Genomic DNA, 16,698 nt, shown 5'->3' with positions numbered 1-16,698 from the left:
GGCCCCTTCTCTGTGACGGGATTCGGATGTGGTCCTGCGGCGCGGCCCTGTGGGTCCGCCTGCTTCAGCCGCGGACCGGGGCGAGCGCGCGGGGCGCGGCCAGCCCGAGGTGGTCGCGCAGCGTCGTGCCCTCGTACTCGCGGCGGAACACCCCGCGCTCCTGGAGCAGCGGGACGACGGTGTCCGCGAAGGTGTCGAGCCCGCCGGGCGTCAGGTGCGGGACCAGGATGAAGCCGTCGGCCGCGTCCGCCTGGACCAGGGCGTCGATGGCCTGGGCGACGGTGAGCGGCGAGCCGACGAAGGACTGCCGGGCGGTCGTCTCGATGACCAGCTCCCGGATCGACAGGTTCCGGGCGGCCGCCCGCTCCCGCCACTCCCGCGCGACGGCCAGCGGGTCGCGGTTCATGCGCACGCTCGCCCGCCCCAGCGCGATGGTGTTCTCCCCGGGCTCGGGATCCACGTCGGGCAGCGGCCCGTCAGGGTCGTAGGCGGACAGGTCCCGGTTCCACACGTGTTCCAGGTACTTGATCGCGGTCGCCCCGCTGACCTGCAGGCTCCGTACCTCGCGGGCCAGCTCCCGGGCCTCGGCGTCGGTGTCGCCGAGCACGAAGGTCGCCGCCGGGAGGATCTTGAGCTCGTCGGGGGTGCGCCCGTACCGGGGCAGGCGCCCCTTGACGTCCGCGTAGAAGGCGCGGCCCTCCTCCAGCGTGCCGTACCGGCCGAAGATGGCGTCCGCGGAGGCCGCGGCGAACTCCCGGCCCTCGTCCGAATCTCCCGCCTGGAAGATCACCGGCCGCCCCTGGGGGCTGCGCGGCACGTTGAAGTGCCCGGAGATGTCGAACTGCCCGCCCCGGTGGGCGAAGGCGCCGGGGCCCGCGTCCCGCAGGAACTCCCCGGAAACCGGGTCGGCGAGGATCTCGCCGCCGTCCCAGGAGTCGAACAGCTCGTGCGCGGTGTCCAGGAACTCCCGTGCCCGCTCGTAGCGTTGCTCGCGCGGCAGGAACCCGCCGCGCCGGAAGTTCTCCCCGGTGAAGGCGTCCCAGGAGGTGACCACGTTCCAGGCGGCCCGGCCCCCCGACAGATGGTCGAGGGAGGCGAACTGGCGGGCCACCTCATACGGTTCGTTGAAGGTGGAGTTGATGGTGCCGGTCAGCCCGAGGTGCTCGGTGACGGCGGCGAGCGCCGCCAGCACCGTGAAGGTGTCCGGGCGGCCCACCACGTCCAGATCGTAGATCTCGCCGCCCTGTTCGCGCAGGCGCAGGCCTTCGGCGAGGAAGAGGAAGTCGAACTTCGCGCGCTCGGCGGTCCGCGCGAAATGGACGAAGGAATCGAAGTCGATCTGGCTCCCGGCGGCCGGGTCGCTCCACACGGTGGTGCTGTTGACCCCGGGGAAGTGGGCGGCGAGATGGATCTGCTTGAGCGGCTTGCTCATGGTGCTGTCGGTCCTTCCTGGGGAATCAGGCTGCGGGGGAAGCAGTGGCGGCGGGGGCCGTCTGCGGGGCGGCGGCGTACCGGTTCGCCGGGCGCGCCAGCCCCAGCAGGCCGCGCAGCGAGGAGGACTCGTAGGACCGCCGGAACACCCCGCGCCGCTGGAGCTCCGGGACCAGGCCGCGGGTGATCGCCGGCAGGTCGTGGGCGAGCACCCCCGGCCGCAGCCGGAAGCCGGTCAGCCCGGCGTCCTGCCACTCCAGCAGCAGGTCGGCGAGGTCCGCCGGCGTGCCCGCGAAGACGCGGGAATCGCTCGTGTACGCGGCCCCGTGCGCGGCGTCCAGCCGCTGGAGGCGCCGCTCCGCCGTCGCCGGCTGCTCGTCGAGGAAGACCGTCAGCTCGCCGAACAGGTGCGGGGTACCGGGGAGCGCGGCGACGGCCGCGCGGACCTCGCCGGCGTTCCGCGCCGTCACGTAGCCGATGTCGGCCGAGCGGGCGAGGAAGGGGTACGCGGCGGCGTCGGAGGCCAGCGCGCTCACCGGGGGCAGGCCCTGGGGCGGCCGGGGGGTGATGGAGGGGCCCTTCACGCTGAACCGGGGGCCCTCGAAGTCGATGTAGTGCAGCTTGGCGCGGTCGATGAACCGTCCGGTGGCCACGTCGCGGATCTCGGCGTCGTCCTCCCAGCTGTCCCACAGCCGCCGCACCACCTCGACGTGGTCGGTGGCCTCCGCGTACAGCTCGGCCGGGTCCAGGGGCCCCGTACGGCGCCCGAAGTGGCGTACCTCGTCCGGCCGTTCGGAGATCTGGATGCGCAGCCCGGCACGCCCGCGGCTCACGTAGTCCAGGGTGGCGAGCGCCTTGGAGACGTGGAAGGGCTCGGTGTGGGTGGCCACCACGCTCGGCACCAGCCCGATGTGCCGGCTCAGCGGCGCCAGCCGGGCGGCGACCAGCACCGCGTCGAGCCGGCCCCGCACCAGGTCGGTGCGGCCGTCGGGCCCGGCCGGATCGGTGGACTGCAGGCTCAGCGAGTCCTCGAAGGTGACGAAGTCCAGCAGCCCCGCCTCGGCTTCGGCGACGAGCGCCGCCCAGTAGCCGGCGGTGAACAGCCGGTCGGCGTCCGCACCCGGTTCGCGCCAGGCGGCGGGATGCCAGCCCGCCCCGTCGAGGGCGACGGCGAGGTGGAGCGCGGGGGAGGACGCGGGGGAAGAAGAGGGCGAAGGGTGCACGGGCATGGCGGAACTGCCTCCTGATCGGGGGGCGCGGCGGGGAATGGAGCCCGCGGAACGCGGGTCGCGGAACGCTGATCAGGAACGACAGAGGGAGCCTGCGACGCGCAGGAGGTCGATGTGCGCGCGGGAGTGCAGGCGGACGGCGCGGCGCGGGGTGAGGGGGTCACCGGCGGTTCGTACGGTCATGCCGGGCCACCCCCTTCCCTCGTTCGTCGTGCGTCGGTGCTCGTTCATCCGTGCTCGTTCATCCGTGCCCGGTCGTTCTTCCGACGCTAGATCAGAGGAGACCGGGCCACAACGGATGGAATGTCAATCCGTGTTAACGCTTCGTGTCGGGCGTGCGAAGTCCGATGAAGACCGGCTCGCGGCGCAGGGCGAACCCCATCGAGAGGTACAGCCGCACGGCCGCGGTGTTCTCCGCCGCGGCGTGCAGGAAGGGGGAGTCCCCGCGCTCCTCCACGGCGGCCACGACCGCGCGGACCAGCCGCCCGGCGAGCCCCTCGCCGCGGTGACCGGGGTGCGTGCACACGGCGCTGATCTCCGACCAGCCGGGCGGCCGCATCCGCTCGCCCGCCATCGCGATGAGCCGGCCGCCGCGGCGGATCCCGAGGTACGTGCCCAGCTCGACGGTGCGCTCCCCGAACGGGCCGGGCCGGGCCAGCTCGACCAGCTCCAGCATCTCCGGCACGTCGGCCGGCCCCAGCAGGACCGCCTCCGGCTCCTCCTTGCCCCGTACCGCCCGGCCGTCCAGCTGTACCCCCGGTATCGACATCAGGGTCTCCCAGCCCGCGGGCGGGGTCGGCAGCCCGGTCACCCAGACCTCCCGGCCGGGGCCGACGAGCTCGGCCAGGTCCGCCCAGGCCCGCGGATCCTCCGGATCGCAGAGCGCGGCGAAGGGCGACACGACGGCCGGGTAACGGGCGGCGAGCCCCGCCGGACCGCTCTCGGCGAAGCCCCGGTGCGGGCCGTCGAGCGCGGCCCAGACGGGATTGTCGAGGACCGCGCCGGGCCGGGAGTCACGGGACATGGGCGGGAGCTTCCTTCCAGCGGGCACGGGCACTCCTGCGAGCACTCTTGCGGGCGGTCTTGACGGCCCCTGGCGGTGCCATGAGACTGCGAACGCCAGCCTAATGGTGGTCGCGGACAGGAAGGGGGCCCGGTGGACCAGCTCACCACACCCTCCTCCGCCACCACCCCGCTGCGCCGCTCCTGGCTCACCCGCCGGCTGCACATAGATCTCCTCCGCGTCTGCAGTGCCACGGCCTCGGCCCCGGCCTCCTGAGGCCCCGCCGAGCACGTACGCACGTATGCACGCACGCAGACCGAGGAGCACCATGTCCCAGACGCATGTCCAGACCCATGTCCAGACGCCTGTCCCGACCCAGGTCCCGGCCCACGTCCCGACGCCTGTCCCGACCCAGGTCCCGGCCCACGTCCAGGCGGCCACCCAGCCCCCCGTCCAGGCCCCCGCCCAGCCCCCGGTCCAGGCCCCCGCCCAGCGCCGCGTCCAGGCCGCCGTCCTGCGGGGCCGCATCGGGACCGGGTTCTCGCCCGAACCGCACCGGTACCGGCTCTACGTCGCCGCCGACGACTGTCCGAGCTGCCTCGGCGTCACGGCCGCCTTCAAAGACCTGGGCCTCCGGGACACCGTGGCCCTGACCGTCCTGCGGCCCGGGTCCGACCCCGCCGGGCACGAGGCGCTGCGCCGCGCCTACGAGGCCACCGGGCACGACCACGACGGCACGCTCACCGTCCCCGCCCTCTGCGACGGCTGGAGCGGCCGGGTGGTCTCCAACCACACCCCGGACATCCTGGAAGACCTGCGCCGGCTGAGCGTGCACCCGGCCTTCCGCGCAGCCCCGTAGACAGTGGCCCGTGGGCAGCGCCCCGTAGAACGCCCGAAAGGGCCTTTCGGACCCTTCGTACGGCCTCCACGCAACGAATCGCCGCATCCTCCCGCCAATGCGCAACGAATCGATGCGCGGAGCGCAACGGTCACGGCTTGTCCCGGTCGAACGCGCGAACGTACCGTCTAAGGACCCCCACCCCTCCTGCCACAGAGGTACGCCCATGCCCCCGCTGCGCACCGCCCTCCTCCAGAGCTCCGGACGGCTCGGCGACACCGCCGACAACCTGAAGGCGCTCGAAGAGGCCGCGGCCCGCGCCGCACAGGCGGGGGCCGGGCTCCTCGTGACCTCGGAGATGTTCCTGACCGGCTACGCGCTGGAGCTCGAGGACATCGCCCGGCTCGCCGAACCGGCCGACGGCATGTCCGCCCGCGCCATCGGCGAGATCGCCCGCCGCCACGGCCTGGCCGTGCTCTACGGCTACCCGGAGCGGGACGGCGAAGCCGTCTACAACGCGGCGCAGCTCGTCGGCCCCGACGGGGAACGGCTCGCGAACTACCGCAAGACCCACCTCTTCGGCGGCTTCGAGCGGGAGGCCTTCACCCCCGGCGACACCCCGGTCGTCCAGGCGGACCTCGGCGGCCTGCGCGTCGGCGTCATGATCTGCTACGACGTCGAGTTCCCGGAGAACGTCCGGGCGCACGCGCTCGCCGGCACCGACCTCCTCCTGGTGCCGACCGCGCAGATGCACCCGTTCCAGTTCGTCGCCGAACAGCTGGTCCCCGTACGGGCCTTCGAGAACCAGATGTACATCGCGTACGTCAACCGCACCGGCCCGGAAGGCGAGTTCGAGTTCGTCGGCCTCAGCTGCCTGGCCAGTCCCGACGGGGTCACCCGGACCCGGGCCGGCCGCGGCGAGGAGCTGGTGTTCGGCGAGGCCGACCCCGAACTGCTGCGCGTCTCGCGCGAGACCAACCCGTACCTGCGCGACCGCCGCCCCGGCCTGTACGCCTCGCTCGTCTGACCGCGGCCCCGCGGCCCGAGCCCTGCGCAGCCCTCCGCTTGCCCTTCCCCCTGCCCCACCCCGCTAGGAGTCGTACCCCATGACGTCCACGGTGCCCACCACCGCCGTCCCGCACAGCGACGGCCAGCCGCCGATCACGATGTTCGGACCGGACTTCCCCTACGCGTACGACGACTTCCTCGCCCACCCGGCCGGGCTCGGGCAGATACCGGCGACCGAGCACGGCACCGAGGTCGCCGTCATCGGCGGCGGGCTGTCCGGCATCATCTCCGCGTACGAGCTGATGAAGATGGGCCTCAAGCCCGTCGTCTACGAGGCCGACCAGATCGGCGGCCGGCTGCGCACCGTGGGCTTCGAGGGAGCGGGCACCGAGGAGCTGACCGCGGAGATGGGCGCCATGCGCTTCCCGCCGTCCTCCACCGCCCTCCAGCACTACATCGACCTCGTCGGCCTGGTCACCGAGCCCTTCCCGAACCCGCTCGCCGAGGCCACCCCCTCGACGGTGGTCGACCTCAAGGGCGAGACCCACTACGCCGAGACCATCGCCGACCTCCCGCAGGTCTACCGCGACGTGTCCGCCGCGTGGAACGCCTGCCTGGACGAGGGCGCCGACTTCTCCGACATGAACACCGCGATGCGCGAGCGGGACGTCCCGCGCATCCGCGAGATCTGGGCGAAGCTCGTCGAGAAGCTCGACGACGAGACCTTCTACGGGTTCCTCTGCAAGTCCGAGGCCTTCAAGTCCTTCCGCAAGCGCGAGATCTTCGGCCAGGTCGGCTTCGGCACGGGCGGCTGGGACACCGACTTCCCGAACTCGATCCTCGAGATCCTGCGCGTCGTCTACACCGAGGCCGACGACCACCACCGCGGCATCGTGGGCGGCTCCCAGCAGCTCCCGTTGCGCATGTGGGACCGCGAGCCGGAGAAGATCGTGCACTGGGCCCAGGGCACCTCCCTCTCCTCCCTGCACGGCGGCGCCCCGCGTCCGGCGGTCACCCGCCTGCACCGCACGGCGGGCAACCGCATCACGGTCACGGACGCCACCGGCGACATCCGCACCTACCGCGCGGCGATCTTCACGGCCCAGTCCTGGATGCTGCTCTCGAAGATCGCGTGCGACGACACGCTTTTCCCGATCGACCACTGGACGGCGATCGAGCGCACCCACTACATGGAGTCCTCGAAGCTCTTCATTCCGGTCGACCGCCCGTTCTGGCTGGACAAGGCCGTCGACGACGGGGGGAACCCAACGGGCCGCGACGTCATGTCGATGACCCTCACGGACCGCATGACCCGCGGCACGTACCTCCTGGACAACGGCCCCGACAAGCCGGCCGTCATCTGCCTGTCCTACACCTGGTGCGACGACAGCCTGAAGTGGCTGCCGCTGTCCGCGAACGAGCGGATGGAGGTCATGCTGAAGTCCCTCGGCGAGATCTACCCCAAGGTCGACATCCGCCGCCACATCATCGGCAACCCGGTGACCGTGTCCTGGGAGAACGAGCCCTACTTCATGGGCGCGTTCAAGGCCAACCTGCCGGGCCACTACCGCTACCAGCGCCGCCTGTTCACCCACTTCATGCAGGACCGCCTCCCCGAGGACAAGCGCGGCATCTTCCTCGCGGGCGACGACATCTCCTGGACGGCGGGCTGGGCCGAGGGCGCGGTCCAGACGGCCCTCAACGCCGTCTGGGGCGTCATGCACCACCTCGGCGGCGCCACGGACTCCACCAACCCCGGCCCGGGCGACGTCTACGACGAAATATCCCCGGTAGAACTCCCGGAAGACTGACCCACAGCCCCTCCGGCCCCCTACCCACGGGCCGCCCCCGAGCGCGCGAGCCCGGAGGCGGCCCGTGCTCATGCCCGGGGCGGCCGCTCCCATTCCGCGTCGCCGCGCCAGACGGCCCGCCAGCGCGCCTCGCATGCGCTCCAGCGGTTGGCATCGTCGACCGCCTCCACGGCCGGCGCTTCCTGCGCCACCCCGCAGTGCGCACACAGCGCGTACACACGGTGGCCGTCGCTCCACCTCAGGCGGGAGTGATCGGCCTCGCACACCGCGCAGCCCTCGCCCGTGTACTCCCGCGCACGCAGGACCCGGGGCATCACCTCGGCCAGCGGGCCCAACGGATGGAACTCCAGGTTCGGACACGGCACCACGGGCCGGGGCTCGGGCGGGTTCGGCAGGCGCACCCCGGACCGTTTCCGGAGCCGTCTGGCCTCCTGCCAGTCCAGGATGCCCGGGACCCACACCTCCCGGGCGGCCTGCAGCTCTTCCACCGCCCGCACCAGCGAGTCGGGGTCCCGGGCCGGGTCGCGGGGGATGCGCGCACTGCCCCGCAGGTGGTGGAACGTCGCGCGGAGCCCGTACGGGGCGAACTGGGTGAGGCAGGTGCGCAGGGCCGACATGCGCCGGTGGACCGGCAGCGCGGCGTCGTGCACGCGCAGCCGGTGCGTGGCGAAGCTGGTCATGGGCCGAGCCTAAGGGGTGTCCCGCAAGGCTGTTCCTCTCCAACGGGAGACAGCCCGCGGCGGTCAGCAGAAGACGAGCTCGACGTCCTTCTCCAAGCAGTACTTGATGACGGAGACCAGTTGGCGCACGTCGTCGATGCGTCGCCCGAGAACGGGGTCCCCCCTCTCGTACTGCCGTTGGCCGGTGATCGCTTCCAGCCTGGGCAGCATGGCCGCGCATTGAGCGGGCGAGAGGGAGCCCTCGTCGTCTGGATGGTCGAGGAGCGGTGTCAGCGTGGTGGTGACGCTGCTCCACATGCGGTCGCCACCGCATCCGTTCATCTCCGCCAGGGTGAACCCCTCCGTCTGAGCCAGCCACTCCCGGAACATGTTGAAGCCGGTGTAGGACCAGGAGACGTCAGGGCCGGCCACCTCGTCGTCTCCGGGGGCGAGCATGAGCCCCATCGTGTTCCTCCTTGCCTGCGTGGCTCCAGGATCAGTCGCGGAGGGACGTGTCGGCAACTGGAATGGGGCATCACCCCGTAGGCGTCAGGAGGCAGCGGCCGACCAGGCCGACGCCTGCGGCGAGGGACTCGGTGAACTCCTCCGCCAGGTCGGGGGAGCGGCGCAGCGACCACAGCAGGCGGGCCGAGGCCCAGGCCCCCGCCCGGGCCCGTTCCAGGCTCCAGGCGCCGAGCAGGTGGGTGAGCGGGTCCGCGATCTCCAGTAGGTCCGGGCCCGGCATCAGGTCCTCCCGGATGTGCTCCTCCAGGGACACCAGGGTGTCGCCGACCCGGTCGAAGTCCGCTTCGAGCGCGGCCGGTTCGCAGTCGAGGGAACGGCAGGTGGCGACCACCGCCAGCGCCAGGTCGTGGCCGATGTGCGCGTTGATCCCGGCCAGCGCGTGCTGGAGCGGCCGGATCCCGGGGTGGCGCCGGTACTGGAGGAGCGGCCGCCAGCACGCCGGGGCCCGGTCGGCCTCCACCGCCGTCAGGTAGCGCTCGGCGAAGCGGACGCTGAGCGCTTCCGCCCGGCGGGGCGAGGGGAACGCCCCGTGTGCGATCCCCTCGTGGAGGGTCTGCGTCACCGTGAGGTACACCCGGTTGAAGACGGCGACGCCGTCCCGCTCGGGGAGCCGCTCGTCCAGGGCGCGCATCCGCGCCAGCACCGCTTCCATGGGGACCATGGGACGCAGCGTCGCAGCCGCGGCCCCGGATCAGGGGAACTTGGCCGTACGCTTCGCCGGTTCGGGCGAAACTCCGTCAACCCCGCTTGTCACCGGGATCCCCGGCAGGGCCCCCGCCGGCGCCGTCGGCGGTCTCGTCGTACGCCGACGTGCCCGAGTCCAGCAGCGGTTCCTGCTGCTTCATGTGCGCCGGGGCGAAGTAGCGCAGGGCGTGGTAGCCCGTGATCACGACGATCGTGCCGAGCGCGATCCCGCCCAGCTCGAAGCTGTCGCTGATGTTCAGCTTGACCCCGCCGACTCCGATGATGATGCCCGCCGCGGCCGGCACCAGGTTCAGCGGATTGCGCAGGTCCACCCGGCCGTTGATCCAGATCTGTGCGCCGAGGAGGCCGATCATGCCGTACAGGATCACGGTGATCCCGCCCAGCACCCCGCCGGGGATCGCGGCGACGACCGCGCCGAACTTCGGGCACAGGCCGAAGAGGAGGGCGAAGCCGGCCGCGGCCCAGTAGGCGGCCGTGGAGTAGACGCGGGTGGCGGCCATGACGCCGATGTTCTCGGAGTACGTGGTGTTCGGCGGGCCGCCCACCGCCGTGGACAGCATGGAGGCGGCGCCGTCGGCGGCGATGGCCGTGCCGAGCTTGTCGTCGAGCGAGTCTCCGGTCATCTCGCCGACGGCCTTGATGTGGCCGGCGTTCTCCGCGATCAGCGCGATGACCACCGGCAGGGCGATCAGGATCGCCGACCACTCGAAGGCCGGCGCGTGGAAGGTGGGCAGCCCGACCCAGTCGGCCTTGGCGACCCCCGACAGGTCGAGGCGCCAGTGGTCGACGGCATCCGGCCCGCCCACCGTCGAGTGGATCTTGCCGAAGACGAGGTCGAAGATCCAGGAGATGGCGTACCCGAAGACCAGGCCGAGGAAGATCGCGATCCGCGACCAGAAGCCCCGCAGGCAGACCACGGCCAGCCCGGTGAAGGCCATCGTCAGCAGGGCCGTCCACTGGTCCTGCGGCCAGTACGTGGACGCCGTCACGGGCGCCAGGTTGAAGCCGATCAGCATCACGACCGCGCCCGTCACCACCGGCGGCATCGCCGCGTGGATGATCCGGGCCCCGAACCGCTGGACCGCCAGCCCGGCCAGGAACAGCGCCGCGCCGACCACGAAGACCGCGCCGGTGACGACCGCGCTGTCCCCGCCGCTCGCCCGGATCGCCGCCGCGACGCCCACGAAGGAGAGCGAGCAGCCCAGGTAGGAGGGGACCCGGCCGCGGGTGGCGAGCAGGAAGATGACGGTGGCGACACCGGACATCATGATGGCGAGGTTCGGGTCCAGCCCCATCAGGACCGGGGCCACGAAGCTCGCCCCGAACATCGCCACGACGTGCTGGGCACCCAGCCCGGCGGTCCGCGGCCACGACAGCCGCTCGTCCGGCCGCACCACCGCGCCGGGGGCGGGGGTCCGCCCGTCTCCGTGCAGGGTCCAGCGCACGCCGAGGCCCATGTTCCACCGCTTTTCGTTCGTCGTTCTGCGTCGTTCTGCGTCGTTCTGCGTCGCTCGTCAGGAGCGTGGTCACGCTACGAGGCCGTAGGTGACCAGGCGACATATTACGGCCGGATAGGTGCAGGTTCGTCCCGGTTGGCTGCCGGGACCTCCGCCGTGACCGGCCGCTGCCGCAGCACGGTGGCCCCCACGATCAGGGCGAACGACAGCAGCGTGACCAGCCCGAACGACACCACGAGCGAGGTCGCGTCGGCCACCGCGCCGATCGCCGAGGGGGCGATCAGCCCCGAGGTGTACGTGATCGTCGCGACACCTGCGATGGCCTGCGCCGGGGCCGGACCGCTGCGCGCGGCCGCCGCGAAGGCCAGCGGGACCACCACCGCGATGCCGAGCCCGATCAGCCCGAAGCCGGCCAGGGCCGCGGCCGGCTGGTGCACCGTGACCACGAGCAGCCCGCCCGCGGTGGCCAGCGCGCCGCCCACCCGGACCGTGCGCACGGCCCCGAACCGGTCCACGACCTTGTCCCCGACCAGCCGGGCGAGCGCCATCGTCAGCGCGAAGGCGGTGGTCGAGGCGGCGGCGAGACCGGCGTCCGTGTGCAGTACGTCCCGCAGGTACACCGCGGACCAGTCCAGGCTCGCGCCCTCCGCGAAGACGGCGCAGAAGCCGATCGCGCCGATGAACAGCGCGGACTTCGGGGGCAGCGCGAAGTGCGGCGGAGCCTCCTCCCCGGCGGTGTCGGTCCGCAGGTCCAGGACTCCCCGTACGGCGATCAGCCCGGCCAGGGTCAGGGCGAGGGCGGCGATCAGGTGGTGCAGCCGGGCGTCGGCGCCGGAGTGCGCGGCCACCGTGCCGGCGGCCGAGCCGATCAGGGCGCCCACGCTCCACATGCCGTGCAGCGAGGACATGATCGAGCGTCCCAGCCGGTTCTCGGTCTCCACGCCCAGCGCGTTCATCGCCACGTCCGACATGCCGGCGGTGGCCCCGTAGACGAAGAGCACGAAGCAGAGCGTCCACAGGTTCGGGGCGAGGCTCGGCAGGATCAGGGCGAGCGTCCAGAGGGACAGCAGCATCCGCAGGGCGGTGCGCGCGCCGAAGCGGTGGTTGATGCGTCCGGCCAGCGGCATCGTGAGGGCCGCACCGAGCGCGGGGAAGGCGAGGGCCAGGCCCAGGGTGCCCGCGCTGAGCTGCGCGTGCTCCTGGATCCAGGGGATGCGGGTCGCGAAGGAGCCGGTGACCGCGCCGTGTGCGCAGAAGACGCCGGCGATGGCGAAGCGGGCATGGCGCAGTCGCGCCGGGCTGAGGTCGGTTTCCCCGGTCATGACCCGTAAACTATCAGGTACCCTGCCTGATAGTTAGCCCCCGGAACTCCTAGGATGGGCTCCGTGACTCCTGCCAAGGCCCTGACCGCCACCACCCGCGCCACCACCCGCGCCGCGTCCCCGGGTCCGTCCCCCGCCTCGCCGAGCACGGCCCGGGCCATCAACGACCGGCTCGCCCTCCAACTCCTCCAGGAGGAGGGCCCCCTGACGGCACCCCAGCTCAAGGAGCTGACCGGCCTGTCCCGCCCCTCCGTGGCCGACCTGGTGGAACGCCTCACCGGAGCCGGACTGATCGAGGTCGTCGGGGAATCCGGCGAGCAGCGGCGCGGACCCAACGCCAAGCTCTACGGGATCGTCGCCCGGCGGGCCTACCTCGCCGCGCTCGACGTACGCACGGACAGTGCCACGGCGGTCGTCGCCGACCTCCTCGGCCGGCCGCTGGCCCAGGCGGCCCTGCCCGTGGACGCCGTGGAGGAGGCGGTCGACCGGCTGGAGGAGCTCGTCCGGGAGGCGGGCGCCGACCGGCTCCACACCGTGGTCATCGGAGCCCCGGGACTGGTGGCCCCGGGCACCGGGGAGCTCCGCGACACCGCCGGCCTGCCCGCCTGGCACCGGGACCTGGTGGCGGCGGTGCAGCGGCGGCTGCCGGCGGTGGTCGCGGTGGAGAACGAGACCAACCTGGCGGCCCTGGCCGAACAGCGGGTCGGAGCCGCCCGGGACCTGGACTCCTTCGTGCTGCTCTGGCTCGGCGAAGGGGTCGGCGCCGCGGTGGTCCTGGACGGCCGGCTGCGCCGGGGCGCCTCCGGCGGCGCGGGGGAGATCGGCTTCCTGCCGGTGCCCGGTACGGGCGGCCTCCCGTCGGCCACGAACTGCGACGGCGGCTTCCACGAACTGGCCGGGCGGGGCGGGGTGGCCGCCCTCGCCGCGGCCCACGGCTACGACGGGCCGGTCGAGGAGGCCGTCGCGGGCGCGGCCGGACCGGAGTTCCTCGACGCCCTGGCCGAGCGCCTCGCCCTCGGGGCGGCGGCCGTCGCGGCGATCCTGGACCCCGGCTGCGTCGTCCTCGGCGGGGAACTCGGCCGCGCGGGCGGCCCCGCACTGGCGGCCCTGGTGGCCCGCCGCCTCACCGCCCTGAGCCCGATCCCGACCGAGGTCCGGGCCGGCGCCCTCGGTGACACGGCGGTGCTCACGGGCGCGCGGCTCGCCGCCCGCGAGTCGGCGCAGTCCGACCTCTTCACGGGCTGAGTCGCCGGTTCACGGTCTGAGTCGCCGGTTCGCGGGCCGAGGCGCTCGGCCCGCCCGGCGGCCCGTCGCCCTCAGCCGGCCCCGCGGCCGGCCAGGAACTCCGCGAAGGTCTGCTTGCCCACCGCGTGCGCGGGAGCCAGGTTGCCGCCCCGGACGAACCCGGCGTACGCCTTCCCGGCCAGCGGGAGCGGCACCACGCGCCGGTGGACGCCCCGCGCGGCCAGGTACGTGCGGCCCAGATCCGTCAGCAGCAGGGTCTCGGGGCCGCCCATGTCCGGGACCCGGCCCGCCGGCTCCGCCGTCGCCAGCTCCGCGAGCCGGTCCGCGACCTCCTCGGCGGCGATCGGCTGCACCCGGACCCCCTTGGGCAGCAGGACCACCGGCAGTTTCGCGGCCGTGCCGGACACCCGGGCCACCAGATCGTGGAACTGCGTGGTCCGCAGGATCGTCACGCCGAGCCCGGAGGCCTCCAGCAGCCGCTCCACCGCCAGCTTGCTGCGGTAGTAGCCGAGGGGGACCACGTCCACCCCCACGATCGAGATGTAGACGAGGTTCTGGACCGTCCCGGCGCGCCGGGCCGCCTCGATCAGGTGTCCGGCGGCCACCTCGTCACCGCCGCGCGTCGCGGTCGCGCAGTGCACGACCACCTCGGCGCCCGCCATCGCCGCGTCGAGTCCGGTGCCGTCCAGCAGGTCCACGGGGTGTACGGGTGCGTGCCGGCTGAGCACGCGGACGTCCTCGTGGCCCGCCTCCCGCAGCCGGGTGACGACCTGCGCCCCCAGGTTCCCCGTGCCTCCCGTGACCAGGATGCCGCCCATGGTTCCGCTCCCTTCCCAGGTCGGCGCGCCCCCGTGCGAGCCCGCCACGTGGGGACCGTACAGCCCCCGGGATCAAGGAGGTTGGCAGGACCGGCAGGCAGGACCGGCAGGATCGCCGGACCGTCCGGGGAAACGCGAGGACCCGGTGGCCGCCGGGCCACCGGGTCCTCACGTTCCTTCACCTACGAGGTCACCTGTGCGGTCACCGCGCGGGGAGTCAGCAGGCGCCCTGGTCCTTCCAGACGCCCCACTCGCCGGTGGTGCCGGGAGCCTCGTTCTGCGTCCACCACTGGGCCTTCCAGTTGTGGCCCTGGTGCGAGACGACGTTGCCGCTGTTGTAGACCGTGCCCGCCACGTACGCGGGGTTGGTGCACGTGCCGCCCGGAGGGGTCGTGGGCGGGGTGGTCGGCGGCGTGGTCGGGGGAGTCGTCGGCGGGGTGGTCGGCGGGGTCGTGGGCGGGGTGGTGCTGCCCGGCTGGACCACCGTCGTGCCGCGCGCCAGGTCACCGGCGAGCGCGTACGTCGTGCCGGAGATGTTCACCGTCCAGTTGGAAGGCGTGGAGACCGGCAGGTAGTAGTTGAAGGCCAGGTCGACCGAGGCGCCCGGGGCGAGCGTCTGCCACGCCGGGAGCTTCAGCGAGACCCGGTGGAAGTCGCCCTTCAGACCGCCGGCGTTGCCGCCGGTGTGGTCGCTCTTGATCACCTTGGTGCCGAAGCCCGACTGGTCGGAGGCGTTGGCCGGAGCCGCCGTCGAGTAGTCGAACTGGAACTCCGTGCCGCCCGGAAGCGTCGCGTTCGTGTTGTTGGTGATCTTGAGCTTCGGGGTGATCGGGTAGTTGGAGTCGCCGAGCTTGAACTCGTTGAACTCCGTCTTGATGTCCACGGCCTGCGTCGGCAGCGCGGTGTTGGACTTCTTGGCGCCGTACGGGGAGGCCGCCTTGAACTTGTCGTACATGACGGAGGTCAGCGTGTCGCCGATCTCGTACTGGCCCTTCGCGGCGTTCCAGCCGTAGTCGCCGGCCATCTCCCAGACCATGGTGCCGCCGATGCCGCGGTTGACCACGTAGTCGGCCTTGGCCGCCACCGACTGCTCGTCCTCGGTGGAGAGGAAGACCTTCTTCTGCGCGTTCCACAGCCACGGGGCGACCAGGTTCGCGTCGTACTTGCGGACGTAGGTGCCGGTCAGCGTGGTGTTCGCGGGGAAGCCGTACTTGGTGACGTAGTCGCCGACGATCCCCTTCTCGAGGTTCTTGGCGTGCCACATCGGGTTGGAACCGGCGGGGGACTCGACCCCGTTGGTGTCCTTGTCGTGCCACAGGTTGTCGATGCCGACCGCGCCGTCACCGCACTTGGTCAGACCCGCGCCGGCCGGGCAGGTGGTCGCGGACGCCTTGCCCCACAGACCGTCGGTGCCGCCCTGGACGTTCTTGAAGCCGCGGGTGTAGTAGGGCAGGCCGATGTTGATGCGGCCCGCCGGCATGGAGCCGCGGAAGTAGTGGTAGGCCCAGTCGGTGTTGAGGTAGCCGATGCCGCCGTACTGGGAGCTGCCGTAGACGTTGGCGGCCGCCAGCTCGGCGTCCTTGCCGTCGTCGAAGAGCGAGGCGTTGGGACCGACGTACTCGTTCCAGGCGCCGTGCAGGTCGTAGGACATGATGTTGACGTAGTCCAGGTACTTCTGCATCTGGAACGTCTCCATGCCGCGCAGCAGGTAGCCGGAGGAGGGAGCGGCGACGGTCAGCAGGTAGTGCTTGCCGTCGGCGGCGCCGGCCCGGTCGAGCTTCTCGCGCAGGGACTTCATCAGGACGTCGTAGCCCTGGACCAGCCCGGCCCGGCGGGCGTTGGAGAGCTGCCAGTCGAGCGGGTTGCCCGCGTCCTTCATCGTGGTCGGGTACTCGTAGTCGATGTCGACGCCGTTGAACCCGTACTTGCGGATGAACTCGACCGAGGAGTCCGCGAAGGTGTTGATGCCGGCCGTGTTCACCGAGCCGTCGGCGTTGGTGGCCATCGAGTAGAAGCCGCCCGACGCGACGCGGTTGCCGTCGTCGCCGAAGTAGCCGCCGGTCTCCGCCCAGCCGCCGACCGAGATCAGCGTCTTGACGTTCGGGTACTGCTTCTTGAATTTGTTCAGAAGGTTGAAGTTGCCCTTGTAAGGGAGGGCGGGGTCCATCTCGGCACCCGCGACGCCCGGCCAGGTCATCCCGGTGGCGGAGTTGTTCGCGTTGTCCGCGCCGACCGAGATCTTGTTGTTGCCGTCGACGTGGGCGAAGGCGTAGTTCAGGTGGGTGACCTTGGACCACGGGATGTTGTTGGGCAGGTAGGCAGGGGTGCCGTCCTTGCCCGTGCGCCAGCCCGTGAAGTAGCCGATGACGCGGCGCTGGTGGTCGGCGCCCATCTTCTCGCGGCCCTCGGTGTCGTAGACCGAGCAGTACGGGACGTCCACACCCGCGGTCTTGTACAGACCGTCGGGGCGACAGGACTCGTTGTCGGCGGCGTGTGAGACGCCCGCCGAGAGCCCCGCGACCAGCAGACCGGCGATTGCGGCGCCGGACGTCAGGAGCATGGCCCGCGTCTTGGTGGGGGACAGCATTGTGCCTCCTGGGGAGGGGAGGATGGCAGGACACAACAGGCTGAAACGTGGTGCGTGTTG

At 72.3% G+C, this 16,698-nt stretch carries 16 protein-coding genes; 5 read left to right on the top strand and 11 right to left on the bottom strand.

Annotated elements, in window-relative coordinates; genetic code table 11:
- Positions 1-64: 64 nt before the first annotated feature.
- The 4 genes from ACFWNV_RS18595 to ACFWNV_RS18580 all read right to left on the bottom strand — a co-directional run bounded on the left by ACFWNV_RS18595 (position 65) and on the right by ACFWNV_RS18580 (position 3,684).
- Complete coding sequence (locus tag ACFWNV_RS18595; RefSeq protein ID WP_383947796.1) at positions 65-1,432, bottom strand: NtaA/DmoA family FMN-dependent monooxygenase; 1,368 nt, start codon at positions 1,430-1,432, stop codon at positions 65-67.
- Positions 1,433-1,457: 25 nt separating this feature from the next.
- Positions 1,458-2,660, bottom strand: coding sequence for an LLM class flavin-dependent oxidoreductase (locus tag ACFWNV_RS18590; protein ID WP_383947794.1), 1,203 nt, complete (start codon positions 2,658-2,660; stop codon positions 1,458-1,460).
- 72 nt (positions 2,661-2,732) lie between these two features.
- Entirely contained in the window at positions 2,733-2,843 is a 111-nt protein-coding gene (locus ACFWNV_RS18585; RefSeq protein ID WP_383947792.1) for a putative leader peptide, read from the bottom strand.
- Between the two features lie 133 nt (positions 2,844-2,976).
- Positions 2,977-3,684: a GNAT family N-acetyltransferase gene (locus tag ACFWNV_RS18580; RefSeq protein ID WP_383947789.1), complete on the bottom strand. Its 708-nt coding sequence runs from the start codon at positions 3,682-3,684 to the stop codon at positions 2,977-2,979.
- Positions 3,685-3,816: 132 nt separating this feature from the next.
- On the opposite strand from ACFWNV_RS18580, the gene ACFWNV_RS18575 reads away from it, so the two are divergent.
- From ACFWNV_RS18575 to ACFWNV_RS18560, 4 genes are all read left to right on the top strand, one after another.
- The gene (locus ACFWNV_RS18575; RefSeq protein ID WP_383947786.1) at positions 3,817-3,939 is read left to right on the top strand and encodes a hypothetical protein; all 123 of its coding nucleotides are present in this window, start codon (positions 3,817-3,819) and stop codon (positions 3,937-3,939) included.
- Between the two features lie 52 nt (positions 3,940-3,991).
- Entirely contained in the window at positions 3,992-4,522 is a 531-nt protein-coding gene (locus tag ACFWNV_RS18570; RefSeq protein WP_383947784.1) for a hypothetical protein, read from the top strand.
- 205 nt (positions 4,523-4,727) lie between these two features.
- Entirely contained in the window at positions 4,728-5,528 is an 801-nt protein-coding gene (locus ACFWNV_RS18565) for a carbon-nitrogen hydrolase family protein (RefSeq protein ID WP_383947781.1), read from the top strand.
- A 79-nt stretch (positions 5,529-5,607) separates the two neighbouring features.
- Positions 5,608-7,320 (top strand): flavin monoamine oxidase family protein, encoded by a 1,713-nt coding sequence (locus tag ACFWNV_RS18560; RefSeq protein WP_383947778.1) that lies wholly within the window; start codon positions 5,608-5,610, stop codon positions 7,318-7,320.
- A gap of 68 nt (positions 7,321-7,388) precedes the next feature.
- On the opposite strand, the gene ACFWNV_RS18555 is transcribed toward ACFWNV_RS18560, so the two are convergent.
- From ACFWNV_RS18555 to ACFWNV_RS18535, 5 genes are all read right to left on the bottom strand, one after another.
- On the bottom strand, positions 7,389-8,000 hold the full coding sequence (locus tag ACFWNV_RS18555) for a hypothetical protein (RefSeq protein WP_383947776.1): 612 nt from the start codon (positions 7,998-8,000) through the stop codon (positions 7,389-7,391).
- Positions 8,001-8,063: 63 nt separating this feature from the next.
- Positions 8,064-8,444, bottom strand: a complete 381-nt coding sequence (locus ACFWNV_RS18550; RefSeq protein WP_383947773.1) for a hypothetical protein — start codon at positions 8,442-8,444, stop codon at positions 8,064-8,066.
- A 70-nt stretch (positions 8,445-8,514) separates the two neighbouring features.
- On the bottom strand, positions 8,515-9,165 hold the full coding sequence (locus tag ACFWNV_RS18545; RefSeq protein ID WP_383947770.1) for a DUF5995 family protein: 651 nt from the start codon (positions 9,163-9,165) through the stop codon (positions 8,515-8,517).
- 76 nt (positions 9,166-9,241) lie between these two features.
- Positions 9,242-10,666, bottom strand: a complete 1,425-nt coding sequence (locus ACFWNV_RS18540) for a uracil-xanthine permease family protein (RefSeq protein WP_383947767.1) — start codon at positions 10,664-10,666, stop codon at positions 9,242-9,244.
- Between the two features lie 104 nt (positions 10,667-10,770).
- Positions 10,771-11,988 carry an MFS transporter gene (locus ACFWNV_RS18535; protein WP_383947764.1) on the bottom strand — a complete coding sequence of 406 codons (1,218 nt, stop codon included), beginning with the start codon at positions 11,986-11,988 and terminating at the stop codon, positions 10,771-10,773.
- Between the two features lie 54 nt (positions 11,989-12,042).
- On the opposite strand from ACFWNV_RS18535, the gene ACFWNV_RS18530 reads away from it, so the two are divergent.
- Positions 12,043-13,233: an ROK family transcriptional regulator gene (locus ACFWNV_RS18530; protein ID WP_383947762.1), complete on the top strand. Its 1,191-nt coding sequence runs from the start codon at positions 12,043-12,045 to the stop codon at positions 13,231-13,233.
- Positions 13,234-13,304: 71 nt separating this feature from the next.
- Here the strand turns inward: ACFWNV_RS18530 and ACFWNV_RS18525 are convergent, their stop codons facing one another.
- Both ACFWNV_RS18525 and ACFWNV_RS18520 read right to left on the bottom strand, forming a co-directional pair.
- Entirely contained in the window at positions 13,305-14,051 is a 747-nt protein-coding gene (locus ACFWNV_RS18525; protein WP_383947759.1) for an SDR family oxidoreductase, read from the bottom strand.
- A 217-nt stretch (positions 14,052-14,268) separates the two neighbouring features.
- Positions 14,269-16,638 carry a chitinase C-terminal domain-containing protein gene (locus tag ACFWNV_RS18520; RefSeq protein ID WP_383947756.1) on the bottom strand — a complete coding sequence of 790 codons (2,370 nt, stop codon included), beginning with the start codon at positions 16,636-16,638 and terminating at the stop codon, positions 14,269-14,271.
- Between the last annotated feature and the right edge of the window lie 60 nt (positions 16,639-16,698).

Origin of the sequence: Streptomyces sp. NPDC058401, from assembly GCF_042722885.1 — a bacterium.
GTDB lineage: Bacteria > Actinomycetota > Actinomycetes > Streptomycetales > Streptomycetaceae > Streptomyces.
This window is presented reverse-complemented; position numbering and strand designations above follow the sequence as displayed.